The following is a 26,491-nucleotide window of genomic DNA, read 5'->3' as shown; positions in this document are numbered from 1 at the left end:
GCAGCCCGGCCTGCGAACCCGTCCCGGCGGGTGCCCGCTGCGCCGGCTCGGAAACTATGGGACGGGGCCGAGCGCGACAGCGGCCCGGGTTACGATCGTGGCCGCGCGTTCACGCGCCGAGCCGCGGGAGTGCGGCCGGCGTCTCCGGCTCGACCACCAGGGTCGCCGGCACGGTGCCGTCGCCGGCGAGCGCCTCGGCGATCGCCTCGGGCCCGATCGGGTCATCCGTCGCGTCGGCAACGCCCGATGGCTCCGGCGTGATCCGCGCAGTCTCCCGGCGCGGCCCGGTCTCGGCCGCCGCGGCGTGCTCGTCGGCGACGCCGGCCACCGCCCCGGGCGCGATCAGCCCGATGGCGGCGGCGTGCTCGGCCATGGCGACGCTGTCGGCGGCGAGCACGAGGCTCGATCCGGCCCGGGCGACGGCACCGGCGAGCCGGACGATCTCCTCGACCCGCGCGGCGTCGCGGGACACGTTGCGGATGTAGACGGCCAGCACCCGCCCGGGATTCTCCTCGACGATCTGCGCGTAGACCTCCGGGTCGTGCTGGCCGCTGTCGCCGATCAGCACGAAGGGCAGATCGCGGTAGAGGGCAAGCATGTGCCGGATCAGCGCCTGCTTGTGGTCGGTGGCCCGGCGCGGCAGCGGGTGAGTCCAGGACAGGCCCCATTCCCGCAGGAACAGCACCGGCCCGGCCGGGATGCCGTGGCGCTGGAAGAACTCGGACAGCATCTCGTAGAGGCCCCAGGGCGCGCGGGACACGTAGAGCATCGGGTTGCCCTCGTCGCCTCCGGCGCCCGCGTGGAGGGCGCGGTAGAGGGCGGCGACGCCCGGGAAGGCGACCCGGCTCTCGGCATCCTCGACGAACAGGCGCCAGAGCATCTTCAGCTTGTTGGCGACGCCGGTGCGCATCACCGTGTCGTCGATGTCGCTGACCACGACGCAGCGGCAGCGGTCGTGCGGGATGAACACCGCGCCCTCGGCGGGGATCGGCGGATCGGCATCGAGGAGGAGGTCGACCGCGTGCCAGTCACCCGCCTCGGTGGGGGGCGTCCGCGGGTGGAGGTGCACGCGGAAATAGCCGTCCCGGTCGGTCTCGACCCGCACGGCGTCGTCGCCGAACCGGGCGGTCACGCCCGCGCCGGCGATCGTCCGCCGGGCGATGCGGCGGCGCAGGTCGCGCCACTGCGCCCGCAGGGACTCGGGATCCTCGCCGGGGATCCCCGGCGACTGCCGGAAGACGCGGCCGATCAGGAACACCTCGTCGCGGGATCCGTAGCCGCGGTACGGCTCGACCACGAGCCCGCCCCGGCCCTTGCCGCCACGCCCCTGCGCGCGACGGACCGGCCGGGTGAGGACCCGCAGGGCCTTGGTGGCGCCCCTGCGCGCGCGCGAGACCATGGCGATCGGCCGCCGTCAGGCGCTCAGGCCTGCGGCAGTTCGGGGCTGAGCCCCATCGCGTCGAGGCCCTCCTCCAGGAGATCGCCGGCATCGGGGCTGCCGAGCAGTTCCCGCACGGCGCCCTCGCCGGCGGCCTCGCGCTCGCGGGCGAAGCGCACCGCCTCGCTCCACTCTTCCGGTTCCATGTCGCCGCGCCCGACGTAGAGGAGGGCGAGCAGTTCGGCACGGGAATCGTCGTCGAGCCCGGCGATCATGCCCCGGACCTCGGATTCCGTCGCGTCGTCGGTGCCGGAGACCAGGACGTCGGTGGCGCCGTCGTCGATCGGGTTCGAGCCAGAATCCGGGTCGGTGTTGCCCTCTTTCACCTCGACGGCGCGCAGCCGCATGACGATGTCGGTGACGGTTTCGACGGCGATATCCATGCGCTGATCTCCGGACGCTGACGGGGTCGGGCAAGCGGGGCCCTCAAGCCGCGACAACGGGCGAGCGGGCGCCGGGTTCGCCCCGTCCCCATCGAAGGTGGGTTGCGTGGTCCGCGCCACTTTCCGGCTCAGCGCCCCTGGGATAGAGGCTGCGAGACTAATCCGACACCCGGATCGACATCGGCGATAGACGTGATTTCTATTAAGACTGTCAGGACGTCGCCGGCCGATACCGTCATTCCTCCTGCACGCGGCGTCGCGTCCCGGCGGTCGGGCGGCCGCCTGCACCTCGCGGCGCTCGCGGCGCTCTCGGCGCTGGCCGGATCCGCGCTCATCGGGACGCGATCCGCCGAGGCCCGGCCCACCGGCTACGAGGGGAGCGCCCCGAGCTGCTTCCTGACCGGCGGCGGCGCGCTCGAGATCTGCCGCGAGGGCTCGGAGGCCGAGGGCGTCCTGATCGCGCCGGCCCCCTGCGCCTTCGTGCGCGGCGTGCAGATCCTGCGGCTCGCACGCTCCGAGGCGCCCGGCCCGCTCCAGGCCGTGTTCCAGGGCCAGACCCCGGCGGCGTCCCGCCGGGACGAGCCCTGCCCGGAGCGGCGCGCCACGGACAGCCGCGACGGCGGCGCCCTGCGCACCGGCCGCACCTTCGAAGCCCTGGTCACGACGCTGCCGCCCTCGGCCGACCGGTTCTGGGTCGACCTCCCGGAGGAGCGCGCGCGGACGCGGGGCTGGTCCGAACCGACGCCGTCCGCCGAGGGCATCGGCCCGCGCGACCCGATCGCGGTGACGGGCCGGACCTGGGCCGGCGAGGCCTACAGCTACGTCTTCCTGCTCGGGCAGGAGCGCGTGGGCGTCACCGGCGGCGACGGGGCCGACACCGAGCGCCGCGGCCGGCGCCGGCGCCGGCGGACGGAGCGGGACGAGCCTGCCACGGGGCCGGCGGACGTCCGGCGCCGCGTCCAGATCGAGGCGCGCACCCTCGACTTCCAGACCTTCGAGATCCGGACCCGCACCGCCGACGGCTACGGGCTGACCTGGACGCCGTTCGAGGCCGGCGCCGGCCGCGGCCGGCGCGCCGACCCGCCCGTCCCCGCCGCGGTGGTCGACGAGGCGGGCAAGCCCGTCACGTCGGCCTGCGCGGCGCCCGCCTTCGAGACCCACGGCCTCGCCGGCTCGATCAGCGTCGTCGACCGCACCTATCACTACGTCTACACCGACGTGCTGCCCGAGGATTGCGGCCTCGCCCCCGAGAAGCGCCGCACCGGGCTGTTCCTGCGCACGGCGCAGGACCTGTCGGGGCCGAAGGTCTGGTCGACGGCGCGCAAGCTCGCCGGGCCGCTGCCGCCCGGAACCCTGGTGCGGGTGGCCCGGGCCAAGGGCATGCAGCGCTGGGCCGTGTCCTACACGTGCCAGCGGCCCGCCAATGCCCCGGGCGGCCCGGTGGCGGATATCTGCCTGCAGTACACGGCCGACCTGAACCTCGACGGGATCGGCGCCCTCAAGCTCTACGCCGATCCGGTGGAAGCGGGCCGCTCCGCCGCCTATCTCGGGCTGCGCTCGGGGGGCGACGGCAGCGGCCGGTACGACCGCAGCGCGCATTTCTGGATGACCGACGCGGAGGGCAACCTCGACACGCCGGCGATCTACCCGAACAAGGCGGGCTTCCTGACCTGGCTCGACCGGCTCGCCCCGACCGCCTCCGGGCGCGACGCGTCGAGCCTGTACGGGCGGCCCGTCTACTGGGCGACGTGGACGGTGCGCCCGATCGGCGCGCAATAAGTCGCAGGAGGCGCTATATGGGCGGCCGACAAGCCGCGCGAGGCGTGCCTGACGGACCCGATGGAAACCCATATCGACCTGTGGTTCGCCGCGAGCATCGTGGCGATCTCGTTGCTGCTCTCGGCCTTCTTCGCGGGCGCGGAGACCGCCTTCACGGCCGCCTCGCGGGCCCGGATGCACGCCCTCGAGCAGGCGGGCGACCCGCGCGCCGCGATCGTCAACCGCATCCTGGCGATCCGCGAGCGCTTCATCGGCGCGATGCTGATCGGCTACAACATCGTGGCGATCGGCGCCTCGGCCTTCACCACCAGCGTGCTCACCGCGCTGTTCGGCAAGAGCGGCGTCATCTACGCGACGGTCGGCATGTCGGTGCTGGTCATCGTCTTCGCCGAGGTGCTGCCGAAGACGCTGGCGATCTCGAAGCCCGACAAGACCGCGCTGCTCACCGCCCGGCCCGTGGCCTTCGCGGTGGCGCTGATGGGCCCGCTGGCGCTCGCCATCGAGCAGGTCGTGCGGGTGATGCTGAAGCCGTTCGGCGTCACGATCGGCGAGCACCAGTCGATCCTCACCGCCGCCGAGGAGCTGCGCGGCCAGGTGGCGCTGATGCACCGGGAGGGTGGCGTCGCCAAGGCCGAGCGCGACATGCTGGGCGGCCTGCTCGACCTGTCGGACCTGTCGGTCTCCGACGTCATGGTCCACCGCACCAAGATGCGGGCGATCGACGCCGACCAGCCCTCCGAGGACATCGTCCGGGCGGTGCTGTCCTCGCCCTACACCCGCATGCCGCTGTGGCGCGGCACGCCCGAGAACATCGTCGGCGTCCTCCACGCCAAGGACCTGCTGCGGGCGCTCGACGCCGCGGGCGGCGACGCCTCCGGCCTCAAGGTCGAGGCGCTGGCCCTCGAGACGTGGTTCGTGCCGGGCACGACGTCGCTGCGCGCCCAGCTCAAGGCCTTCCTGACCAAGAAGACCCACTTCGCCCTGGTGGTCGACGAGTACGGCGAGGTGATGGGGCTCGTGACCCTGGAGGACATCCTGGAGGAGATCGTCGGCGACATCGCCGACGAGCACGACGTCACCGTCTCGGGCGTGCGCCCGCAGGGGGACGGGTCGGTGAACGTCGACGGCGGCGTGCCCATCCGCGACCTGAACCGGGCCATGGACTGGAACCTGCCCGACGAGGAGGCGACCACGATCGCCGGCCTCGTCATCCACGAGGCCCGGACCATCCCGGATCAGGGAACGGCCTTCAACTTCCACGGCTTCCGCTTCCAGGTGCTGCGGAAGGCCAAGAACCGCATCACCACGCTGCGCATCACGCCGCTGACCTCGGCGGGGATCCAGGCCGCCGCGCTGCCGGACGGGCCGCGCGACGCGGTGTGACGGCGGCGCGCGCCGAGCGCGGCCGGGATGTGCGCCCGCGCCGCCACGCGTGGGGCGGTCCTCAGCCCGGCATCGCCTCCAGCCCCTCGGCGCGGATCCAGTCGCGGGTGCGGTCCAGCGCGCGGCCGAGCCGGTCGAACAGGGCGTCGATCTCGTCCGGCGCGATGATGAGCGGCGGGCAGACGGCGACGCGGTCCCCCGCGAGCGCGCGCACGATCAGCCCCTCGCCCTGCGCGAAGGCGACGCAGCGGGCGGCCACCCCCTTCTTCGGGTCGTACTGCCGCTTGGTGGCCTTGTCGGCGACGATCTCCAGGCCGCCGATCAGCCCGAGCCCGCCCGCCTCGCCCACGATGTCGTGCCCGGCGAGGGCCGCGAGACGGCGCTGGAACTGGGGCGCCTTCTCGGCCGCCCCCTCGATCACCCGCTCGCGGCGGTAGATCTCGATCGCCTTCAGCGCCACCGCGGCGGCCACCGGGTGCCCGGAATAGGTGGTGCCGTGGCCGAAGGTGCCGATCTTCTCGCTCTGTCCGATCAGCGCCTCGTAGAGGGGCTCGTCGATGCTGACGCCGCCGAGCGGCATGTAGGCCGAGGTCAGGGCCTTGGCGAAGGAGATGGAGTCGGGCCGGGCCCCCACCGCCTCGCTGCCGAACCACGTGCCGAGCCGGCCGAAGCCGCAGATCACCTCGTCGGCGATGAAGCGGACGTCGTACTTCGCCAGCACCGCCTGGATCGCCGAGAAGTAGCCCCGCGGCGGCACGATCGCGCCGCCCGCGCCCATCACCGGCTCGGCGATGAAGGCCGCGACGGTGTCGGGGCCCTCGCGCAGGATCGTCTCCTCCAGCTCGGCGGCGAGGCGCGCCGAGTAGGCCTCCTCGCTCTCGCCCGGCTCCGCGCCCCGGTAGTGGTGCGCGGGCGAGACGTGCAGGAAGCCCGGCAGCGGCAGGTCCCAGTCGGCGTGGTTCGCCGCGAGCCCGGTCATCGAGGCGCTGGCTACCGTGACGCCGTGGTAGCCCTTCTGGCGGGCGATGATCTTCTTCTTCTTCGGCCGGCCCAGGGCGTTGTTGTAGTACCAAGTCAGCTTGACCTGCGTGTCGTTGGCCTCCGACCCCGAGGAGGTGAAGAAGATCTTCGAGGTCGGGACCGGCATCAGCTCCTTGAGCGTCTCGGCGAGCTCGATGCCCGGATCGTGGCTGCGGCCGGAGAACAGGTGCGTGAAGGGCAGGCGCGCCATCTGCGCCCGGGCCGCCTCCACGAGCTCCGCGTTCGAGTAGCCGAGGGCCGTGCACCACAGGCCGGACATGCCCTCGATGTAGGAGCGCCCCTCGGTGTCGTAGACGTGCACGCCCTCGCCGCGCTCGAGAACCAGCGGGCCCGTCTGTCGGTGCGCCGACAGGTTGGTGTAGGGATGCAGGAGGGTTTCGACGTCGCGGGTCGCGAGGTTCGAGAGCATGGTTCGCAAGGTCCTCGTGCGCGGGTGACCGCCGCCACACTACCGACCCGATGCCCCGGCAGGTAGCCCACAGGATCCGCGTCCGGCCGTTGCCGCACGCATGCCGTCAGACCGCCCCCAGCACCGCCCCTCGCCGCGCCCGACCGATGCTCAACCCGGAAGCCTACGTCGCACAACCCGCCCCCGGCCGCGCCTGCGGCGCCTGCACGCTGTGCTGCAAGGTCTACGACGTGCCCGCGGTCGAGAGCGTCGCGGGCACGTGGTGCCGGCACACCAGGGCCGGCCAGGGCTGCGCCATCCACGCCACCCGCCCGGACCATTGCCGGGCGTTCCACTGCCTCTGGATGACCGAGGGCTGGCTCGGCCCGGAATGGAAGCCGGATCGCGCCAAGATGGTGCTGAGCCTCGACCCGCTCACCCGCAACATGAACGTGCAGGTCGATCCCGGACAGGCCGGCGCGTGGCGGCGCGAGCCCTATTACGGCCAGCTCAAGCGCTGGGCCGTGGCCTCGGTGCCCCTGCGGCGGCACGTGCTGGTCCACGTCAACAAGAGCACCACCGTCATCCTGCCCGACCGCGACGTCGGCCTCGGGATCGTCGGCGCCGACGAGCGCATCGTCACCACCGACCGGATGACGCCCCAGGGCCCGAGCTTCGACGTCCGGAAAGTGCCGGCCTGAACCGGCCGACGGCCGACCGGCAGGGCTCGGGGATCCGGGCCGGCTCAGCGCTCGGTGCCGGAGTGCCGCCGCATGACCGGGGATTCGACCACCAGGAACGTCATCTGGAACAGGATCAGCCCCGTCTGGTCCGTCACCTCGATCCGCCAATCCTCGCCGAGGGCGACGCGCTGGGCGTCCTGCTTCAGGATGTCGCCGGCGCGCCGGACGGCTTCCAGCCGGGCGGATTGCCAGTCCGGCAGGTCCGTCCCCGCGGTGTCCAGGATCGTGGATCCGTCGTGGATGTGGAAGTGGTAGCGCGGCATCCACACGTCCCGGGCGGGTCCAGGCGGGGGATGACGGTACCCCTCACTCGCGGCCCTGCCGAGTCTCGTCGCCGCGATTGACGGACCTGTTACGCCACGCGCGCCCGATCGACCATATACGGCGTTAGGATCGCGGCCGACGCGATGTCGCGACGCGCGCGCCTTGCGGTTCCGGCCGGTTTGCCCGAGTGATCCGGCATGACGACCGTTCACGATTTCAGCGTCTCCGCGGCCGACGGAACACCGTACCCGCTCGCGCAGCATCGCGGTCAGGTGCTGCTCATCGTGAACACGGCCTCACGCTGCGGCTTCACCCCGCAGTACGAGGGGCTCGAGGCGCTCTGGCGCCGGCACCGGGAAGCGGGCCTGACGGTCCTGGGCTTCCCCTGCAACCAGTTCGGCGCGCAGGAACCGGGCGACGCCGCCGAGATCGCGAGCTTCTGCGCCCTGCGCTACGACGTGAGCTTCCCGGTGCTCGCCAAGATCGCGGTGAACGGGTCGGGAGCCGATCCGCTCTACGCCCATCTAACCCGGGCCCGGACAGGCCTATTCGGCACGCGGGCGGTGAAGTGGAACTTCACCAAATTCCTGGTGGGGCGCGACGGCCGGGTCATCGCCCGGTTCGCCCCCGGGACGAAGCCCGCGGCCCTGGAGGCGAAGATCCAGGCCGCCCTGGCCGCCTGAGCCGCGCCGGCGTCAGACCGCGTCGATATCCGCGGCCGCGGCGGAGGCGACGCGGCGCGCGTCGCCCCGTTCACGCGCGCGCAGCACCGTCCGCAGCGGCGCGATCGGGAACGGACGCACCGACTCGCGCAGGATCCCGGTCAGGAACCGGATCTCGGCGATCTTGCGCAAGGTCATGTCGGGCGCTCCCGCGCTCTGAGCACGGCGCTCAAGATCCGACAGGGCGTCGAAGAGAGCGCACCGCGCGTCGAGATCCCGGGAAGACTGCTTCGTCGCGATCAAACTAGCCAGTTCGCCTTCAAAACTGCATCGGGCAGGCTGATCGGCACGCATCATCGACTCGAACACAATGTGCGTCGACCCTAAAACAGTGTTCGCACTTTGTCAGCAGCCCGCGCGGGGCGGGCGTCGCGAATGCGGGGTTGTTGCCCAATTGCATCTGCGCGACGGCCCCGGCCGGCGGCTCGGTCTCAGTCGCCGGCCCAGACGAACGCGGCGGCCGCCTCGAACTCCGTCCGGCGCGCTTCGAGGCGGGCCTCCGCCTCGGCGTCGCGCCCCCAGACGGCGGCCTGGTAGGTCTCGTCGACATGGGCCGCGGCCCAGGCCTCGGCCGGCGTCAGACGGCCCTTGAGAACCGCCAGGGCGATCAGCAGGGAGCCGGTCAGCGTCGTGAGCGTGTGCAGACCCGCCATCTGGAACGGGTCGGTCACCGCGTTCACCGCCTCGGAGAGGGCCCGGATCGTGTCGGCCGGCTGCGCGACGTGCATGACGCCCTCGCTCAGGATCACCCGCGCACCGAACGCGTCCCGCGCCCAGGCGAGGATGGGATCCCAGGCCTCCGCCTGGGCCGCCACGAGGCGCTCCGGGTCGCCAGCGCGGTAGGCCAGGAGATCGGTACCCGCGTAGGCGCAGAGATCGGCCGCGACCTCGGCCAGGCGGGGCGTCACACCGTCGATCGCCGTGTTGGCGAGCCGGGTCAGGGGCATCCGCGCCGGGTCGATCGCGGTGTCCTGGGCGCCCCATTCCGCCGCGACACGCTCGGCCAGGATCCGGCTGGGGAGTCTCAGCGGGTTGCGGGCCGGCGTGTTGGCCGGACGTCCGTCCAGGGTCAGCCGGTACCCGCCCTGGTCCTCGGCGAAGGCGGCCTCGTCGTAGAACCGCCGGGGCAGGGCCGGCTTGGCGTGGCCGCGGGCTGCCCGCACCGGATCGGGCTTCTCACCGTCGCTCGGCTGCCCGAGCCAGTCTGTCGTCTGATCGCTCATGGAGGCGAGATAGGCGCTTCCGGCCCCGCGCGCGAGCCTCTCGCGATCAGGCGCCCGTCGCGAGCCCCTCCAGAAGCAGCGCCTCCAGCGCCGCGGCGCTCGGAACCACCGTCACGGCCCCGGCCCCGTAGAGCGCGTCCGGAGGATGGTAGCCCCAGGCGACCCCGATCGCGGTGGCGCCGGCCGCCACGCCCATGGCGATGTCGAAGGTGGTGTCGCCGACCATCACGGTGGCCTCGGGCTCGCAGCCGGCCTCGCGGATCGCCTGCTGCAGCATGGTCGGATCCGGCTTCGACGGCGCGTCGTCGGCGCTCTGGGTGGTGGCGAACCAGCCCGCCCAGCCGTGATGCGCGATCAGCCGGTCGACACCGCGCCGCGACTTCCCGGTGGCGAGGCCGATCAGCACGTCGGAGCGCCCGCGCAGCCGGGTGAGCAGGTCGGCCATGCCGGGGAACAGGGGCTCCTCGTGCGCGGGGTCGAGCCGCAGGCGGTTGTAGGCCTGCTTGTAGCTCTCCGAGAGTTCCGCGACCGGGCCGTCCTCGCCGACCAGGCGCCGGAAGGCCTGCGGCAGCGACAGGCCGACCACCGACAGGGCCTCCCGCCGCCCCGGCGCCGGCAGACCGTTCTCCGCGAAAGCCACCTCCTGGGCCGCCACAATCAGGTGCTGGCTGTCGACGAGGGTGCCGTCGACGTCGAAGACGACGAGCCTCATCGCGGCCGGCGCGCCGAGAGCCGCCCCGACGGCGCGGGTGGGTAGATCCTGGTCTCCGTCACGGCTTCCGGCCCGGCTGTGCCGGCGCGGCCGCGGCGGGCTGCCCGCCGGGGACGCGGGTCCGCTCGTAGCCGAGCCGGCAGCGGATCAGGAAGCGCCGGCGCTTGCCGCCGCGCAACCCGCGCTGGTGCGAGGCGCGGTTGCAGGCCGCGTAGGAGCGCCGCCGGCGCTCCGCGCGGGCATTGTTGGCCGTCCGCGGGGCGGCCTGCGCGGGCGCCGCGCCCGGTGCGGGCGAGGCGGCCGGATGCGGGGCCGCCGTCTCGGGCGGGTGAGTGCCGTTCGCCGCCGGCGCCGCCTTGGTCGTCTCGCCCGGTGCGGCATGCGCGATCGGCCCGGTGAGGCACAGGGCGGCGAGGCAGGCCAGCATCGCGAGCTTCATGTGTCAGGGTCTCGAACCGCCGGGAAAACGCCCCGCGGCGGATCGGCGGGGCGCGGGGCAGCATATGAGGCGGCGCGGCCGGTTGCCAAGGCATGCGTCACGCGGGACGCCCGGATCGCGCCCCAATTTCACAAACATGCCGCGGCGCGGCAGGGCGCGCGGGACGGTTATTGCGGTGACGAAAAAGGTGATCCGGTGATGAACCTCGTCCTGCTGCCCGGCTTCATGACCGATACCGACCTCTGGTCGGACATCGTCGCGCGTCTCGCCGAGGTCGGCCCGATCGCGCACGGCGACCTCGCGCGGGACGCCGCCATCGCCGACATGGCGCGCCGCGTCGCCGCGGAGGCGCCCGCGCGCTTCGGGCTCGTTGGCTTCTCCATGGGCGGCTACGTCGCCCGGGCGGTCGCCCGGCTCGTGCCGGACCGGGTGGAGGCGCTCGTCCTCGTCGCCACCTCGTCGCGCGCCGACACGCTCGCCCAGGCGCGCCGGAAGGCCGCCGCCGTCGCCCATATCCGCCAGCAGGGCTACCGGGGCCTCAGCCGCGCGGCGATCCTCCAGTCGGTGCACCCGGACCGGGCCGGCGACGGCGCGCTCCTGACACGGATCCGGCAGATGGGCGACCGGCTCGGCGGGGAGGTCTTCCTGCGCCAGGCCGGGCAGGCGCGGGACTCCGACCGCGACCGCCTCGGCGCGATCGGATGCCCGACCCTGGTCGTGGCGGCGGCCCAGGACGCCCTGCGGAGCCTCGACGAGGCGCGGGAGCTCCGGGACGGCATCCCGGGCGCGACCCTGACGGTGATCGACGGGTCGGGCCACATGCTGCCGCTCGAAGCCCCCGACGCCCTGGCGGACGCGATCGTGCCCTGGCTGCGGGCTCAGGCCTCCGGGGCCTCGACGATCGGGTCGTAACGGGCGGCGTCGAAGCCCAGGAGGTTCCAGCTCTGGGCCATGTGGGGCGGGAGCGGCGCGCTCACGTCGACCGGCTTGCCGGTGCGCGGATGCGGGATGACGATCCGCCGGGCGAGCAGGTGGAGGCGGTTCTGGATTCCGCCCGGCAGCTCCCAGTTCTCCACCGAGAAGTATTTCGGGTCGCCCACGATCGGGTGGCCGATATGGGCCGCGTGGGCGCGCAGCTGGTGCGTGCGGCCGGTGACCGGCTTGAACGACAGCCAGGACAGCTTCTGGGCGGCCTGATCGACCATCGCGTAGTAGGTCAGCGCGTGGCTCGCACCCTCGTCGCCGTGCTTGGCGACCCGCATCCGCGCGTCGGCGTCCGTGGGTTCCTCCTTGGCGAGGTAGGTCGAGACGCGCCCCTGCCGCACCCGGGGAACGCCCGCGGTGAGCGCCCAGTAGATCTTCCGCGCCGCCCGGGACCGGAAGCTCTTGGCCAGCGTCGCGGCGGCGAGTCGGGTCTTGGCGATGATCAGGCAGCCGGCCGTATCCTTGTCCAGCCGGTGGACGAGGCGCGGCTTCTGGCCGTCCGGACCCGTGAGGGCGGCGAGCAGGCCGTCCACGTGGCGGACCGTCCCCGAACCGCCCTGGACCGCGAGGCCGAAGGGCTTGTTGAGGATCATCATGTCGGCGTCCTCGTAGAGGATCAGCGACCGGATGAACGCCGCGTCGTCCTGCTCGCGGGCGGCGCTGCGCGGCCGCTCGGTAGGCTGGTCCAGGCGCAGCGGCGGCACGCGCACGCTCATGCCCGGCTCCAGCCGGTCGTTCGGCTTGGCGCGCTTGCCGTCGACCCGCAATTCGCCCTTGCGCACGATGGTCTGCACGCGGGTGAAGGGCAGGAGCGGGAAGCGGGCGGTGAGGAAGCGGTCGATCCGCATCCCGGCCTCGTCCGGCTCGACCGTCAGGGTCTGCACGCCGGAGGCGAGGGTCGCGGAGGCGGCGGCGCGCTGCTCGCGCCGGGTCGGACCGGGCGCGGGGGCGGCGGCAAGGGCGGGGGAGGGGGCCGCCGAGCGCCTGGCCGGAGGCCGGCTGCCGGGCTTGGCCGCGGCGGCGTCCCGCGGTGCGTCGTCGCGCGGTGCGGCGGCGTCGCGGCGCGGCTTCGGGGGCCGGGCCGGCGCGGAGACCGCAGCGCCCTGCGATCCCCAAGGATCGCGGGTGCCGGCATCCTCGCCGCGGTTGCGGGCCGCGCGCTCGGCGGCGTCGCGGGCGCTGGTGCGCGGGCCCGTGCGGGCGCGGCCGTCGGCCTGGGCCTTGCCGCCCCTGAACTTGCCCGCATCGAACTTGCCGGCCTGGGGCTTGCGCCCCTTCGGCCCGCCGCTTCTGGGAGGTCGTGTCGTCATGCTTCCGCCGGCACCCGTCTTCGCGTCGGACGGAGCGTCCAAGCGCATGGGCCGCGGCGTCGCGGACGTCCGGACCGATGGGATTGCCCGGCTGTAGCATCGCCCGCGCCGAGCGGCAAAGGCGGTGGGCCGGCTCGGTCCGTCAGGGCTCCGCGTCCCACGCGTCGCGGAGCCGGGCCTTCAGGCCTGCGGGGAAGAGATCCGGACCGCCCGGGACGTCGAGCCCGTCCAGATCGCACCACCGGGCCACGCAGGCGGTGCCGGAATCCTCGTGGAAGACGAAGCGCTCCGGCCCGTCGAACAGCCCCGGCGGCAGGGCGACGGGGAACAGGAACAGCACCTCGTGCCCGACCTGCCCCTCGTGCGTGAAGATGTTCTCCATGACGCGGGGGCCGCCGAGCACCGAGACGGTGACGCCGAGTTCCTCCCGGAACTCCCGGATCAGGGCGTCCTCGACCCGCTCGCCGAAGGCGACGCTGCCGCCGAGGGGCCGGACGCCTTTCAGGCGCCCGTCATCCGCGCGGACCTCCGCCACGAGCAGGCTGTTGCCGCGCCGGGGCAGGCCCAGCGCCTTCACGCGAATCTCCGCAGGGGGCCGCCAGACCGTCATCCCGCACCGGCTAGCCCGTCGTCGGCGAGGCCGCAACGGCTCGGTGCCCCGCGCGCCGATCCACGGCAACAACCGGACACGCGGTTGACGCCCGGGCCCGCTACGGCCAAGCTGTGCTCGACGGTTCCCCTCGGGGATCAAAAGGGAACGCGGTGAGGGGTTCGCCCCGAAGCCGCGGCTGCCCCCGCAACTGTGAGCGGCGAGCCCTTCACCACCACGTCACTGGGTCACCCCGGGAAGACGGTGCGAGGGCGGCGACCCGCGAGCCAGGAGACCTGCCGTCAGCCGTGGTCACACGCGAAACGCGCCGGGCGGGGTGTCCTGGCGGGTGTCGAGGCGCCGCCAGTCCCGAGGGGAGGCGGTCGCCGAGGCCTCGTTCGCGGTGACGTGCCACAGCAAGCGCGCCCGCGACGCCGTTTCCCATGCCCGTCTCCGCCGCCTCGAGACCCTCGAGCCCTGTCCCGGGACGCCGTCGCGCGCCCGCACAGGCTGAGCCATCCGGACGGCCGACGCGTTGTAATGTTATTACAATGCGTGTACGACGCGGGGGCCGGCGCGCGCCGTGCACGGACCGCTTCTCCCATGTCATTCTCGACCTATCGCTCCCGCCTCGGCGGGCGGGCCCCGCTCTGCGGCGTTCTCCTCGCGCTCCTCGCCGGCCCGACCGCCGCCCAGGAGGCGGTCACCCTGGATGAGCTGTCCGTCGCGGGCGCGGGCGGCGACCCGAGCCGCCTCCCGCCGAACGGCCTCAACCTGCGCACGCCCGACCGGACCGCGAGTCGCCTCGGCCTGACGCCGCTGGAGACGCCGGCCAGCCTCGACATCGTGTCGGGCGAGACCGCGCGGCTCCGCGGACAGGATACGATCGCCGAGGCCGTGACCCAGGACGCGACCGGCATCACCACCATCGCGGCGCCCGGCAACGGCAACGGCGCGTTCACGTCCCGCGGCTTCGCCGGGCCGAACTCGATCCAGCAGCTCTACGACGGCACGCGCTTCTACGTCGGCGCCAACACCGTGACCTTCCCGTTCGACACGTGGAACGTCGAGCGGATCGAGGTGCTGCGCGGGCCGTCCTCGGTGCTCTACGGCGACGGCGCCATCGGCGGCGTCATCAACGTGGTTCCGAAGAAGCCGGTCTTCGTGCCGGTCAACGCCGCCCGCGCGGTCATCGGCACCGACGGGGTCGCGCGCCTCGCCCTCGATTCCGGCGGCCCGCTGGGCCAGGCGGAGTACGGCGACACCTTCGCGTACCGCCTCAACGTCAGCGGCAACCGCGCCGACGGCTGGATCCGGCCGGAGGGCGATTTCCGCAACCTCGCGGTCTCCGCCGCCCTGCTGTTCCGGCCGAGCGCCGACCTCGCGTTCACGCTGAGCCACGATCTCGGCTACCAGGAGCCCGCCCGCTACTGGGGCACGCCGCTCGTCGCGGGACGGATCCCGGACCTCATACGGTTCAACAACTACAACGTCCGCGACGCGAAGATCACCTGGGCCGACAACTGGACCCAGCTCAAGACCGAGTGGTCCCCCTCGGCCGACATCACGATCCGCAACACCGCTTACCGGCTCACCAGCCGGCGCCACTGGCTCGACGTCGAGCAGTACAGCTACAACCGCGGCACCGGGCTCGTGGACCGGGGCGACTACCTGGAGATCTACCACAGCCAGGAGCAGGTCGGAGACCGCCTCGACGCGACGTTCCGCGGGAGCCTGTTCGGGCTGCCGAACCAGTTCGTGGCCGGGTTCGACGTGAACCACATCGATTTCCGCCACACCAACAACTTCTACTTCGACCAGACCACCAGCGTGCCGCTCACCGGCTACGATCCGGGCCTGTTCCCGCAGAACGGGCGGGCCCGTCCGGCCTACGCCACGCAGACGAGCCAGGCCTCGGTCTTCGCCGAGGACCGGCTGATCCTGTCGGACAAGCTCTCGTTCCTCACCGGCGTGCGCCTCGACGTGCCGACGCTCAATCGGGAAGACCTGCAGACGGGATCGCGGTTCGAGAGGACCTACCGGGCGCTCGGCTACCGGTTCGGCCTCGTCTACAACCCGACGCCGGACAGCGCGCTCTACGCCCAGTACAGCTTCGCCACCGACCCGGTGAACAGCCTGATCACGCTGTCGCAGTCGCTGGCCGGCTTCAAGCTCGCGACCGGCGATCAGGTCGAGATCGGCGCCAAGGGTCTGGCCTTCGACGGCGCCCTGGAATGGACCGTCGCGGGCTACCGGATCGTCAAGGACAACCTGATCTCGGCGATCCCCGGACAGCCGACGCTCTCGACGCAGGTCGGGAGCCAGTCCTCGCAGGGTTTCGAGCTGGCGCTCGGCTGGCGCTTCGCGCCGGGCTGGCGCCTCGACGGCAACCTCGCGCTCCTGCACGCGCAGTACGACCGGTTCGACCAGACGGTGAACGGCGCCACGGTCTCGTATGCCGGCAACCAGCCGATCGACGTGCCGGAGCGCGTGGCCAACCTCTGGCTGACCTGGGACGTCACCCGCGACTGGACCGCGCGGGTCGGGCTGCAGAACGTCGGGCAGGTCTACAGCGACTTCGGCAACACGGCGCGGCGCCCGGCCTACAACCTCGTCAACGCGGTCCTGGACCATCAGGTGACGGCGGATTCGCGCCTGTCCGTGCGGGTCTACAACCTGTTCGACAAGGTCTACGCGATCTCGGGCAACGCGGTGAACGGGGTCGGCACCAACTGGCTGCTCGGGCGCCCGCGCTCGGTCGAGGTCGCCTACACGGTGACGTGGTGAGCCGGCCGCGGCGGTTCGGCAAGGCGGGACGGCGCTGGCTGCTCCTGTTCCACCGCTGGGCCGGGATCGTCGCGGGCCTGTTCTTCGCCCTGTGGATCGGATCCGGGCTGGTGATGCTCTACGTGCCGTTCCCGGCACTCACCGAGGCCGAGCGGCTGTCACGGCTCGCCCCGATCGCCTGGGATCAGGTCACGGTCGCGCCCGAGGCGGCGCTGCGGGCCGGCGGGCTCGGCGGCGCGCCGGCCGCCTTCGCGTTGGAGATGCGGGGCGGCGAGGCGGTCTACCGGATCGCCGACCGCGACGGCGCCCGGGCCACGGTCTCGGCGCGGACCGGTGCGCGGCTCGGCCCGGTGACGCCCGAAGACGCGCTGCGTCTCGCGACCGAGGGGATCCCGGACGGGGCTCCGGATGCTCGGGTCGCGCCGGTCGAGCGCGACCAGTGGACCGTCACGGCCCGGTACGACCCGCTCCGCCCCTTCCTGAAGGTCGCCCTCGGGGACCCGGCAGGGACCGAGCTCTACGTCTCGCAGGTCACCGGCGCGATCGCCCTCGACACGACCCGGTCCGAGCGGGCGTGGAACTGGGTCGGCGCCGTGGTGCACTGGATCTATCTCACGCCGCTGCGCGCCCGGCCCGAGCTGTGGCGGACGGTCCTGCTGTGGCTGTCGGGCTTCGCCACCCTGGGCGCGCTGAGCGGGCTGGCGATCGGGATCTGGCGCCTGCGACTCCGGCGGCGCTACGCGGGCGGGGCGGTCACGCCCTATCGCGGGCTCGCCCGCTTCCACCACCTGTTCGGCCTCGCGGGCGGGATCGGGCTCAGCACCTTCATCCTCAGCGGCTGGATCTCGATGAACCCGAACCGCTGGTTCTCGTCGACCGCGGCGCCCGCCGCCATCCGCGCCGCCTACGCCGGACAGCCGCCGGCCCTCGGCCTCGCCGCCGAGGCCCTGAGCGGCTTCGCCGGGCCCGGGACTCGGGCGCTGCGCTTCGTTGCCATCGGCGGCTTGTGGTGGATCGTCGCCGACGGCCCGGCCGGCGTCCCGGCGCGCCGCGCGGATGACGGCGCCGCCCTCGACGCGGCCGCGATCGCGCGGGCCGCCGGCCCGGCGCTGCCCGGCGGCTTGCGGGCGGTCGCGGGCCTGAGCGCCTACGATCTCTACTGGTACCCGCACGGGTCCGATCCGCGCCCGCTGCCGGTGCTGCGCCTGCGGTTCGGCGACCCGGACGCCACCTGGCTGCACGTCGATCCCCGGGACGGGACCATCCTCCAGCGCCTGGACCGCTCGGGCCGGATCAACCGCTGGCTGTTCGACGCCGCGCACCGCCTCGACCTGCCCGGGCTCACCGGCAGCCGCCCGCTCCACGACGCGGCGCAGTGGCTCCTGAACCTCCTGGCAGCCGGCATCGCCCTGACGGGGCTCGTCGCGGGCTGGCGCAGGCTGCGCCGGACCCTCTCGGCATAGGACCTTCGATGACCGACGCGGCGCTCAGAACCGCGCCGTCAGGAACAGGCGCACGTTCCGTCCCGGCAGCAGGATCTCGTCCTTCTTGAACGAGGTCGAGTTGCGGATGTCGTCGTTCAGCAGGTTGCGGCCCTGGACGCCGAGGGTGATCGCGCTCGCCCCGTAGACCGCGGGATCGACGGCCTTGGTGTAGCTCAGCTCGGCGCGCAGGTCGTCGTAGCCGGGGGTCGGCGTCTCGTACACGGCCGTGGCGTCGTGGCTGAAGGCGTGGAGCAGGTTCACCCGCGCGAACCACCCGTCGGCCCGCAGGTAGACGCCGCCGCCGAGCCGGTAGGGCGGGATGCGCGGCACGTTGGTGCCGTTGTCGAACTGGGCGCGGACGAAGTCGAACTGCGCCTCGACGCCGGCGAAGCCGTTGCCCACCGGCACGAGGTCGTACTGGCCGATGATCTCGGCGCCGTAGAAGGTCGCGTTCTGCTGCTGGTAGACGATCTGCCGGTTGTCGGTGCCGGTGCCGCAGGACGCGAAGTCGTCGTCGCAGGTCAGCCCTGTGTAGTTGCGGTAGATGAAGCCGGTGTAGCGGGTGAAGTAGCCGGTGGCGTCGAGGCGGAACGGCCCCTCGGCCCGCCGGATGCTGGCCTCGATGGTCCGGGCGCGCTCCTTCTTGAGGTTCGGGTTGCCGATCTCGAAGGTCGCGGTGGCGTCGTGCGGGCCCTGCGAGAACAGCTCGTAGCCCGTGGGCCCGCGCTCGACGTAGGAGCCGGTGAGGCTCGCCACGAAGCCGTAGGGCAGGTCCTGCAGGGCGCCGATGCTGGCGCTCTTCGGGGCGAAGCGCCGGGTCCGCGCGTACTGGAACGGCTCCTGCCCGTCGACCGGCACGTAGTCGGCGGGGAACTGCGCCGCCGTGCTCGACAGCCGGTCGACCTCGTAGCGCCCGGCCGCCTGCAGCCGCGTGCCCGGCTGCAGCTCCAGCTCCTCGAACAGGTAGACCGCGTTCGCGCGGGATTCCGTCTTCGGCAGGAACGATTCGAGCTGCGTGTTGATCACGCGCCGATCCGACTGGAAGCCGAGCGCGCCCGTGAGCTTGCCGAACTCGGTGAAGACCGGGACGTGCTGGAGCTCCAGGCGGCCCTCGGCCTCGCGGTTCTTGAAGATCGCCTGGACGCCCTCGATCCCGTCGTCGCCGATCCCGACCTCGTTGTGGCGGTAGACCGAGTAGCCCGCCCAGTAGCGGATCACCTCGAAGGGTCCGTCGAGCGGGCGGTACTCGCCCCGCGACAGGACGCGGTCCTGGTTGGGGGTCAGGCGGGTCCGGTCCTGCTCGGCAACGCCGCCGGGGATCGCGTAGACCGCGTCGTAGTGGCTGAAGGAGATGCCCACGAACCCGCGGTCGCCGATCGCCGAGATGCCGACCGCGCCGCCCTGCGACTCGTTGTAGGAATTGCGCTGGATCCCGCCGGGGATCGCGTAGCTGTCGTTCGCGGTCTTGAAGCCGTCGGCATGGACCGCGATGCCGTCGCCGCCGGCATCCACCGTGGCGGCACCGAGCCGGCCGTTATCCACGCTGGAGAAGCCGCTGGTGACCTGGCCCTGCACCCCGTTCGCCGGGATGAAGGTCGGCACCCGGTTGTTGTCGGCCGAGACGACGCCGCCGATGGCCCCCGAGCCGTAGCGCAGGGTCGCGGGGCCGCGGATCACCTCGATCCGGTCGGCGACCAGCGGGTTGACGGGCACGGCGTGGTCCTCGCCGAGGTCGGATACGCCGCCGTTGACGATGCCGTTCTCCTGGATCCGCACCCGGGCATTGTCGAGGCCGCGGATGATCGGCCGGGACGCCGCCCCCGGCGCGTAGGTCGTGCCCGAGATGCCCGGCCTGTCGAACAGGGCGTCGCCCAGGGTCCGGGGCTGATCGCGCGCGATCTGATCCTGGGTCACCACCGTCACCGGTGAGAACGTGTTGGTCGCCACCGGCAGGACGCCGATCGGCACCGCCGCGTCCGCCGCGACCGCGCCGCGCGACGGCTGGATCGGGCTCGGACTGGTGACGCTGATCTCGTCGAGGGCGACGGCCTGCTGCGCCCGCACGGCGGACGGTGTCAGGAGGCCGGCGCAGACAGTCGAGGACAGGACCGTGCTGGCGAGGAAGCCGAAGCGGCGCGAGGGAGGCATCGAGACTCACACAGTGTTATATCGTTTCATTGTTGCGGCGCGTCGCCCGGGTGCAAGCGTTAATCCCGCGCGCGCCGGACACGGTCGAGAAACGTTACATCGTTGCAACAGCCGCTCGTTCCGTGCGGCAGGTCGGCCCCTTAACCCAGGTTGACTTTGAAACGTTATAACGTTTTGATAGCGTCATGACCCAGCGTGATACCCGCCTTCCCGTCACCGTTCTGTCCGGCTTCCTCGGAGCCGGGAAGACGACGCTCCTCAATCACGTGCTCAACAATCGCGACGGTCGCCGCGTCGCGGTGATCGTCAACGACATGAGCGAGGTGAACATCGATGCCGACCTGGTCCGCGCCGGAGGCGCCGACCTGTCCCGGACCGACGAGACCCTGGTCGAGATGACCAACGGCTGCATCTGCTGCACCCTGCGCGACGACCTGCTCGCCGAGGTCCGGCGGCTGTCGGAGACGGGGCGGTTCGACTACCTGCTGATCGAGGGGACCGGCATCGCCGAGCCGCTGCCGATCGCCTCGACCTTCTCGTTCCGGGATGAGGCCGGCCGCTCCCTCGCGGATCTCGCCCGGCTCGACACGATGGTCACGGTGGTCGACGCGGTGAACCTGCTCAAGGATTACGGCTCGGCCGCCTTCCTGCGCGAGCGCGGCGAGACGGCCGGCGCCGAGGACACGCGCACGCTCGTGGACCTGCTCGTGGAGCAGATTGAGTTCGCCGACGTGGTGGTGATCAACAAGGCGCGCGACGTGTCGGCCGAGCATCTCGCGCTGGTGCGCTCCGTCGTGCGCGGCCTGAACGCCGATGCCCGCATCCTCGAGACCGACCACGGGCGCGCGCCGCTCGCCGATATCCTCGACACCGGCCTGTTCGACGAGGACAGGGCCCAGCAGCACCCGCTCTGGTTCAAGGAACTCTACGGCGCCCACGCGCACGTGCCGGAGACGGAGGAGTACGGCATCGCCTCCTTCGTCTACCGAGCCCGGCGGCCCTTCGACCCGGAGCGCTTCAACGCTTTCGTCAACGCCACCTGGCCGGGCCTGATCCGCGCGAAGGGCCACTTCTGGCTCGCGACCCGGCCCGACTGGGTGGGCGAGTTCTCCCTGGCAGGCGCCGTGGCCCGGGTCTCGGCGATGGGGTTCTGGTGGTCGGCCGTGCCGCGGCGGCGCTGGCCGGAGGCGCCCGAGTTCCGGACGCGGCTCCAGGACGTCTGGAGCGAGGTCTGGGGCGACCGGCGCCAGGAATTGGTGTTCATCGGCGCCGGCATGGACGCGGCGGCCCTCACGGCGGCGCTGGACGCCTGCCTGATCGAGACCGGTGCGGACCGGGAGCCGTTCGATCCCGCGCCCTATCGCGGCCTGCCGGACCCGTTCCCGGCGTGGCGCCGCGCGGCCTGAGGCCGGCGGTCAGGTCGCCAGCGCCTCGGCCTCGTCCTCGGCTTCGATCTCGGCGTCTGCCTCGGTCGTCTGACCGGAGGCGCCGGCCGCCTCGGCGAGGCCGCGGGCCGCCTTCCGCAGAAGCTTCCGGAGGCGGCGGCGATCGGTCTTATCGAGGTGGTCGAGCAGCTCGGCCTCGACCTCCTCCTGGATCCGCTCGATGGCCTCGGCCTTGGCCATGCCGGCCTCCGTGAGCTGGACCCGGACCACGCGGCCGTCGCCCGATTCGGCCCGGCGCTCGACGATGCCGAGGGCGGCGAGCCGCGTGACGGTCTTGGAGGCGGTGGGCGGTCGGACGCGCAGCAGGGCGGCGAGATCGCCCATCGTCATCGTGCCGGCCGCGGCCAGCGCCTGCACCACCTGTTCCTGACCGGCGAACAGGCCGAGCTTGGCTAAGCGGTCGCCGGTCCGCGCCCGGTGCAGGCGCGCCGCCTGGACCAGGGCCCAGCCGACGCTGCGCACGCCGGGTGGCCTCAGCTTCTTCGACGGGAGGCCGAGCACGGCGGCCGCCTCGTCCCGATGATCGCGCTTCTGCTTGTCGCCCACCGGAGCGCCCGAATTAGTGCCGGCGGCCGCCGGACGATCCTGAATCTGCACCGTCCACCCCCATCAAGCGGCCGCCCAGGTCCCTGTGGCGACGACCGGTGACGGTGGGATGACGGGGCCGGCGCGGAGGTCCGCTCAGCAGTGCATGAGACGCTGGAGACGGTCCAGGATGTCCTCGCCGGTGCAGGGCCGGGCGATGAACTCGGCGTGCTTGGGCATGCGGGCCGGGTCGGGGGCCGCGCGCCCGGACACGATCAGGATCGGCAATTGCGGCCGCGCCTCGGCCACGGAACTCGCGAGGTCGAAGCCGTCGGTCTTTCCCGAGAGCTGCACGTCCGTGACCAGCCCGCAGATGTCCGGGCGCGCCTGCAGGATGCTGAGCGCCCGCTCGGCCGAGGCGCACTGGACGGTGTCGTAGCCGCCTTCCTCCAGCACGTCGCCGAGGTCCATGATGGTCAGCGCCTCGTCCTCGACGAGGAGGATTACCGGCCGGTCGCCGCTCGAACCCGTCTGCTCGCTCGCCACTGTGTACTCCCTTCGGCAGCGCCCGGCCGCGCGGGCCGCCGCACGCATCTCCAGCCGTAGGCCCAACGGCAGAAACGGTCCCGGGTTGCAGGCCGGCGCCAGGGCCGGTCACGGGAATGTGGAACGCGCGGGCGTCATGTCGATCCCGGCGCCAGCTCGGTCACCACCCCGGCGACGGCCTCGATCAGCCGGTCGAGATCCGCCGCGTCGATCGTGAGGGCGGGGGTGAGGTAGACGATGTCGCCGAACGGCCGCACCCAGACGCCGCGGGCGAGCAGCTCCGCCTTCAGGACGGCCAGGTCGGGCGCCCGCGCGAACTGCACCGCCCCGATGGCCCCGAGGACGCGGACATCCGCCACGCCGGGCACGCGCCGCAGCGGCGCCAGCCCCGCGGCGAGGCGCTCCGCGATGGCGCGGGCCTGGCTCAGGCGCGGCTCGGTCTCGAACAGGTCGAGGCTGGCGTTGGCCGCCGCGCAGGCGAGGGGATTGGCCATGAAGGTCGGGCCGTGCATCAGCGCCGCCGCCGGATCCTCGGACCAGAACGCCGCGAACACCTCCGTGCGGGCGACCGTGGCGGCCAGCGCCATCGTGCCGCCCGTGAGCGCCTTCGACAGGCACAGGATGTCGGGCACGATCCCCGCCTGCTCGCAGGCGAACAGGGAGCCGGTGCGCCCGAAGCCGGTGAAGATCTCGTCGGCGATCAGCGGCAGGCCGTGGCGGCGCGCCAGCCCGGCGATCGTCGCGAGCACCTCCGGCGGGTGGGTCCGCATCCCGCCGGCCCCCTGCACCAGCGGCTCGACGATCACCGCCGCCAGGGTGTCGCGATAAGCCGCCAGGGCGGCATCGAGCGCCGCGGTCTCGGCCGCGCCCCGCGGCAGGTCGCAGAAGATCTGGCTCGGCAGGTAGGCTCCGAACCGGCGGTGCATGCCCTCCTCGGGGTCGCAGACGGACATCGCCCCCATCGTGTCGCCGTGGTAGCCGCCGCGGAACGCGAGGACCTTCGTCCGACCGCTCACCCCGCGGTTGATCCACATCTGCGCCGCCATCTTGAGCGCGACCTCCACGGCGACCGAGCCCGAATCGCTGAGGAAGACGTGGTCGAGATCGCCCGGCAGCAGGGCGGCGAGCCGCCGGGCCAGTGCCTCCGCCGGCGCGTGGGTGAGGCCGCCGAACATCACGTGGGGCATGCGCGCGAGCTGCTCGGCCACCGCGCCCGCTATGTGCGGGTGATTGTAGCCGTGCACGGCGGTCCACCAGGAAGCGATGCCGTCCACGAGCTCGCGACCGTCGGCGAGGCGGATGCGGGTGCCGTGGGTCGCGACCGCCTCCAGGGGCGCCGCCGCGTGTCGCATCTGGGTGTAGGGCCGCCAGAGATGGCCTGCGGGCGTCGCGAGGGTCATGCCTCCGGCATGGGGGCGCCTCGGACGAGGGTCAAGGGTCCGGCACCCGCCGCTTGACTTTGCCGGCGCGGGACCGCCCATCCCCGTCCCCATGGACAGCCTCGACGCCTTCGCCACCGGGAAACTCGACGCCCTCGAGGCGGGCAGCCTGCGCCGCAAGCTTGTGCCGACGGAGCGCGGCTCCGGCGCCGCGGCGGCGCGGCGGGGGCGGGCGCTCGTCTCCTTCTCGTGCAACGATTACCTCGGCCTCTCGCACCACCCGCGGGTGATCGCGGCGGCTCAGGCGGCCGCGGCGTCCCACGGCGCGGGGGCGGGCGGGTCGCGGCTCGTGACCGGCGACCACCCCTATCTCGGCGCGCTGGAGGACGGCTTGGCGCGCCACAAGGGCGCGGAGGCCGCCCTGGTCTTCGGCAGCGGCTACCTCGCCAATCTCGGCATCACCCCGGCGCTCGCCGGGCGGGGCGACCTCGTCCTGCTGGACGAGCTGTCCCACGCCTGCATGTGGGCCGGCGCGCGGCTCTCGGGCGCCCAGGTCATGACCTTCCGCCACAACGATCCCGGCGAGCTCGCGGCGCGGCTCGCCGAGCACCGGCCCCACCACGGCCGCGCCCTCGTGCTCACCGAGCGGGTGTTCAGCATGGACGGCGACCGGGCGCCGCTCGGCGACATCCTGGGCATCGCCGAATCCTACGACGCCTGGACGCTGGTGGACGATGCCCACGGCATCGGCGTGGTCGAGGACGGACCGCGGGCGCCCCTGGAGATGGGCACCCTGTCGAAGGCGCTCGGCTCGTACGGCGGCTATCTCTGCGCCTCGCGCCCGGTCGTCGACCTGATGACGAGCCGCGCCCGCAGCTTCGTCTACACCACCGGCCTGCCCCCGGCCTCCGCCGCCGCCGCCCTGGAGGCGCTGGCGATCCTGGAGGCGGAGCCCGAGCGCCGGGCCCGGCCGCTCGCCCTGGCCCGGCGCTTCACCGCCCGTCTGGGCCTGCCGGAGGCCGAGAGCGCGGTCGTGCCGGTCCTGGTGGGCGAGGCGCAGGCGGCGCTCGACATCTCGGCCGCGCTGGAGGCCGCCGGCTTCCTAGTGGTGGCGATCCGCCCGCCGACCGTGCCGGCCGGGACCGCGCGGCTGCGGGTGGCCTTCTCGGCCGCCCACGACGAGGCCCAGGTCGACGCCCTGGCGGAGGCGGTGGCCGCCCTCACCGGGCGCGCCTGAGAGCCGCTTCCCGTCCGCGCGGCGCGCACCTATACCGAGGCCCTGACGGAGCCGGAGCGCTCCGGCCGGCCCGCCGCCGAGAAGCGGGACGGCCCCGGGATCGAGAGGACGACGCCATGGACGCCACCGCGCTGCGAGCCCTCCAGGCTCCGATCAAGGACAAGTACCGCACCGCGCCGGACGCGGCGGTCATCACCTTGAAGGCCAGGGGCACGCTGGACGACACCAAGATCGCCTGCAAGGTCGAGACGGGCCGCGCCATCGCGGAGGCTGGGCTGCATCCGGCCACGGGCGGCTCGGGCGCGGAGCTCTGCTCGGGCGACATGCTGCTGGAAGCGCTCGTCGCCTGCGCGGGCGTTACGCTCAAGGCGGTGGCGACCGCCCTCGAGATCCCGCTGCGCGCCGGCACGGTCAGCGCCGAGGGCGACCTCGATTTCCGCGGCACCCTCGGGGTCGACAAGGAGGCGCCGGTGGGCTTCCGCAGCATCCGCCTGTTCTTCGAACTCGACACCGACGCGCCGGAGGACAAGCTCGCGCAGCTCCTGAAGCTGACCGAGCGCTACTGCGTGGTCTTCCAGACCCTCAACCACAAGCCGGAACTGTCGGTCGCTGCGACGACGGCCTGACGGGGGTCACCATGGCGGGCGGCGTCACCCAGGCCGAGTACTGGAACGGCGAGGTCGGCACGCGCTGGGCGCGCAATCAGGCCGTCCTCGACGCGATGTTCGTGCCGCTGACGGAGGCGCTCTTCGCCCGCGCGCGGTTCGCCGCCGGAGAGACGGTGCTCGACATCGGCTGCGGCGCGGGGGCCACGACCCTGGAGGCGGCGCGCCGGGTCGGGCCCGGCGGCGGCGTGACCGGCGCCGACATCTCGGTGCCGCTCCTCGCCGTGGGGCGGGACCGCGCCGGGGCGGAGCCGCCGGGGGCCGCCCCGATCCGCTTCGTCGAGGCCGATGTCGAGACGGCCGATCTCGGCCGGTACGACCGGATCGTGTCGCGGTTCGGCGTGATGTTCTTCGCGGATTCCGCACGCGCCTTCGCCAACGTGCGCCGGATGCTCGGGCCGGGGGGCCGGATGACCTTCCTGTGCTGGCGGGCCCTGTCCGAGAACCCGTGGGTGGGCGTGCCGCGCGACGCGGTGCTGCCGCTCCTCCCGGAAGTGCCGCCACCGCCGCAGCCCGACACGCCGGGGCCGTTCCGCTTCGCCGAGGCCGACCCGCTCGTCGCGCTCCTGCGCGGTGCCGGGTTCGACGCCGTGACCTGCGACGCCCTCGACCGCGACATCGTCGTCGGGGAGGGCGAGACCGACGCGGCGGCGGCCGCGGCGGCCACCCACGTCTCCCTGAACCTCGGCCCGAGCTCCCACCTCGTGCGCGAGGCCGCACCGGATCTCAGAGGGCGCGCCGAGGCGGCCGTGGCGGAGGCCCTCGCGCGGCACGCGGCGGGCGGCGCCGTGCGCCTGCGCGCCGCGTGCTGGCTCGTGCAGGCGGGCTGAGCCGGCGTCCCGCGCCGCCGGGCGGGCGGCGCGTCCTCTCAGAGCCC

The 26,491-nt window shown here is 73.1% G+C and carries 25 protein-coding genes and 1 riboswitch; of the genes, 11 read left to right on the top strand and 14 right to left on the bottom strand.

Annotated elements, in window-relative coordinates:
- Positions 1-109: 109 nt before the first annotated feature.
- A complete protein-coding gene (locus ME121_RS20325) occupies positions 110-1,399 on the bottom strand; it encodes an App1 family protein phosphatidate phosphatase (RefSeq protein ID WP_012317847.1) in 1,290 nt (429 codons plus the stop codon).
- Between the two features lie 23 nt (positions 1,400-1,422).
- The gene (locus tag ME121_RS20320; protein ID WP_012317848.1) at positions 1,423-1,821 is read right to left on the bottom strand and encodes a DUF3775 domain-containing protein; all 399 of its coding nucleotides are present in this window, start codon (positions 1,819-1,821) and stop codon (positions 1,423-1,425) included.
- Positions 1,822-2,013: 192 nt separating this feature from the next.
- Between ME121_RS20320 and ME121_RS20315 the strand changes: the two genes are divergently transcribed.
- Positions 2,014-3,600, top strand: coding sequence for a hypothetical protein (locus tag ME121_RS20315; protein ID WP_029360921.1), 1,587 nt, complete (start codon positions 2,014-2,016; stop codon positions 3,598-3,600).
- Positions 3,601-3,660: 60 nt separating this feature from the next.
- The gene (locus ME121_RS20310) at positions 3,661-4,983 is read left to right on the top strand and encodes an HlyC/CorC family transporter (RefSeq protein WP_024830934.1); all 1,323 of its coding nucleotides are present in this window, start codon (positions 3,661-3,663) and stop codon (positions 4,981-4,983) included.
- 61 nt (positions 4,984-5,044) lie between these two features.
- On the opposite strand, the gene ME121_RS20305 is transcribed toward ME121_RS20310, so the two are convergent.
- Positions 5,045-6,433, bottom strand: coding sequence for an aminotransferase (locus ME121_RS20305; protein ID WP_012317851.1), 1,389 nt, complete (start codon positions 6,431-6,433; stop codon positions 5,045-5,047).
- A 146-nt stretch (positions 6,434-6,579) separates the two neighbouring features.
- Here ME121_RS20305 and ME121_RS20300 point away from each other — a divergent pair, with 146 nt between their 5' ends.
- Positions 6,580-7,113, top strand: a complete 534-nt coding sequence (locus tag ME121_RS20300) for a hypothetical protein (protein WP_012317852.1) — start codon at positions 6,580-6,582, stop codon at positions 7,111-7,113.
- A 44-nt stretch (positions 7,114-7,157) separates the two neighbouring features.
- Here the strand turns inward: ME121_RS20300 and ME121_RS20295 are convergent, their stop codons facing one another.
- Positions 7,158-7,418 carry a DUF6894 family protein gene (locus ME121_RS20295; RefSeq protein WP_012317853.1) on the bottom strand — a complete coding sequence of 87 codons (261 nt, stop codon included), beginning with the start codon at positions 7,416-7,418 and terminating at the stop codon, positions 7,158-7,160.
- A 198-nt stretch (positions 7,419-7,616) separates the two neighbouring features.
- Between ME121_RS20295 and ME121_RS20290 the strand changes: the two genes are divergently transcribed.
- Entirely contained in the window at positions 7,617-8,102 is a 486-nt protein-coding gene (locus ME121_RS20290; RefSeq protein WP_024830932.1) for a glutathione peroxidase, read from the top strand.
- Between the two features lie 12 nt (positions 8,103-8,114).
- On the opposite strand, the gene ME121_RS33885 is transcribed toward ME121_RS20290, so the two are convergent.
- From ME121_RS33885 to ME121_RS20275, 4 genes are all read right to left on the bottom strand, one after another.
- Positions 8,115-8,450 carry a hypothetical protein gene (locus ME121_RS33885; protein ID WP_143739301.1) on the bottom strand — a complete coding sequence of 112 codons (336 nt, stop codon included), beginning with the start codon at positions 8,448-8,450 and terminating at the stop codon, positions 8,115-8,117.
- Positions 8,451-8,572: 122 nt separating this feature from the next.
- Positions 8,573-9,364 carry an ATP12 family chaperone protein gene (locus ME121_RS20285; RefSeq protein WP_059409509.1) on the bottom strand — a complete coding sequence of 264 codons (792 nt, stop codon included), beginning with the start codon at positions 9,362-9,364 and terminating at the stop codon, positions 8,573-8,575.
- A 46-nt stretch (positions 9,365-9,410) separates the two neighbouring features.
- Positions 9,411-10,076: an HAD-IA family hydrolase gene (locus ME121_RS20280; RefSeq protein WP_024830931.1), complete on the bottom strand. Its 666-nt coding sequence runs from the start codon at positions 10,074-10,076 to the stop codon at positions 9,411-9,413.
- Between the two features lie 58 nt (positions 10,077-10,134).
- Entirely contained in the window at positions 10,135-10,515 is a 381-nt protein-coding gene (locus ME121_RS20275) for a hypothetical protein (RefSeq protein ID WP_012317858.1), read from the bottom strand.
- Between the two features lie 198 nt (positions 10,516-10,713).
- Between ME121_RS20275 and ME121_RS20270 the strand changes: the two genes are divergently transcribed.
- The gene (locus tag ME121_RS20270; protein ID WP_053620726.1) at positions 10,714-11,427 is read left to right on the top strand and encodes an alpha/beta fold hydrolase; all 714 of its coding nucleotides are present in this window, start codon (positions 10,714-10,716) and stop codon (positions 11,425-11,427) included.
- On the opposite strand, the gene ME121_RS20265 is transcribed toward ME121_RS20270, so the two are convergent.
- Both ME121_RS20265 and ME121_RS20260 read right to left on the bottom strand, forming a co-directional pair.
- Positions 11,394-12,809 carry an RluA family pseudouridine synthase gene (locus ME121_RS20265; protein WP_012317860.1) on the bottom strand — a complete coding sequence of 472 codons (1,416 nt, stop codon included), beginning with the start codon at positions 12,807-12,809 and terminating at the stop codon, positions 11,394-11,396. The genes ME121_RS20270 and ME121_RS20265 overlap by 34 nt on opposite strands.
- Positions 12,810-12,951: 142 nt before the next feature.
- Complete coding sequence (locus ME121_RS20260) at positions 12,952-13,386, bottom strand: NUDIX hydrolase (RefSeq protein WP_012317861.1); 435 nt, start codon at positions 13,384-13,386, stop codon at positions 12,952-12,954.
- Between the two features lie 137 nt (positions 13,387-13,523).
- Positions 13,524-13,716: riboswitch (cobalamin riboswitch) on the top strand.
- A gap of 285 nt (positions 13,717-14,001) precedes the next feature.
- Between ME121_RS20260 and ME121_RS20255 the strand changes: the two genes are divergently transcribed.
- A complete protein-coding gene (locus tag ME121_RS20255; RefSeq protein ID WP_029360178.1) occupies positions 14,002-16,185 on the top strand; it encodes a TonB-dependent receptor in 2,184 nt (727 codons plus the stop codon).
- Positions 16,179-17,648: a peptidase gene (locus ME121_RS20250; protein ID WP_059409508.1), complete on the top strand. Its 1,470-nt coding sequence runs from the start codon at positions 16,179-16,181 to the stop codon at positions 17,646-17,648. The genes ME121_RS20255 and ME121_RS20250 overlap by 7 nt, the downstream gene beginning before the upstream one ends.
- 24 nt (positions 17,649-17,672) lie before the next feature.
- Here the strand turns inward: ME121_RS20250 and ME121_RS20245 are convergent, their stop codons facing one another.
- Positions 17,673-19,817, bottom strand: a complete 2,145-nt coding sequence (locus tag ME121_RS20245) for a TonB-dependent receptor (protein ID WP_029360176.1) — start codon at positions 19,815-19,817, stop codon at positions 17,673-17,675.
- 185 nt (positions 19,818-20,002) lie between these two features.
- Here ME121_RS20245 and zigA point away from each other — a divergent pair, with 185 nt between their 5' ends.
- A complete protein-coding gene (gene zigA / locus ME121_RS20240; RefSeq protein WP_024830925.1) occupies positions 20,003-21,223 on the top strand; it encodes a zinc metallochaperone GTPase ZigA in 1,221 nt (406 codons plus the stop codon).
- 9 nt (positions 21,224-21,232) lie between these two features.
- Here the strand turns inward: zigA and ME121_RS20235 are convergent, their stop codons facing one another.
- From ME121_RS20235 to ME121_RS20225, 3 genes are all read right to left on the bottom strand, one after another.
- Complete coding sequence (locus tag ME121_RS20235; protein ID WP_012317866.1) at positions 21,233-21,859, bottom strand: MarR family winged helix-turn-helix transcriptional regulator; 627 nt, start codon at positions 21,857-21,859, stop codon at positions 21,233-21,235.
- 84 nt (positions 21,860-21,943) lie between these two features.
- Complete coding sequence (locus ME121_RS20230; protein WP_012317867.1) at positions 21,944-22,333, bottom strand: response regulator; 390 nt, start codon at positions 22,331-22,333, stop codon at positions 21,944-21,946.
- A 134-nt stretch (positions 22,334-22,467) separates the two neighbouring features.
- Entirely contained in the window at positions 22,468-23,733 is a 1,266-nt protein-coding gene (locus ME121_RS20225) for an adenosylmethionine--8-amino-7-oxononanoate transaminase (RefSeq protein ID WP_059409507.1), read from the bottom strand.
- A gap of 91 nt (positions 23,734-23,824) precedes the next feature.
- On the opposite strand from ME121_RS20225, the gene ME121_RS20220 reads away from it, so the two are divergent.
- The 3 genes from ME121_RS20220 to ME121_RS20210 all read left to right on the top strand — a co-directional run bounded on the left by ME121_RS20220 (position 23,825) and on the right by ME121_RS20210 (position 26,444).
- Complete coding sequence (locus ME121_RS20220; protein WP_059409506.1) at positions 23,825-24,949, top strand: aminotransferase class I/II-fold pyridoxal phosphate-dependent enzyme; 1,125 nt, start codon at positions 23,825-23,827, stop codon at positions 24,947-24,949.
- A 116-nt stretch (positions 24,950-25,065) separates the two neighbouring features.
- Positions 25,066-25,575 carry an OsmC family protein gene (locus tag ME121_RS20215; protein ID WP_012317870.1) on the top strand — a complete coding sequence of 170 codons (510 nt, stop codon included), beginning with the start codon at positions 25,066-25,068 and terminating at the stop codon, positions 25,573-25,575.
- An 11-nt stretch (positions 25,576-25,586) separates the two neighbouring features.
- Entirely contained in the window at positions 25,587-26,444 is an 858-nt protein-coding gene (locus ME121_RS20210) for a class I SAM-dependent methyltransferase (RefSeq protein ID WP_059409505.1), read from the top strand.
- Positions 26,445-26,491: the final 47 nt, after the last annotated feature.

The sequence above is a fragment of the Methylobacterium sp. ME121 genome (assembly GCF_000974725.1).
Taxonomy (GTDB): Bacteria; Pseudomonadota; Alphaproteobacteria; order Rhizobiales; family Beijerinckiaceae; genus Methylobacterium; species Methylobacterium radiotolerans.
Note: the sequence above shows the minus strand (reverse complement) of the source record. Positions and strands in the feature narration are given on the sequence as shown.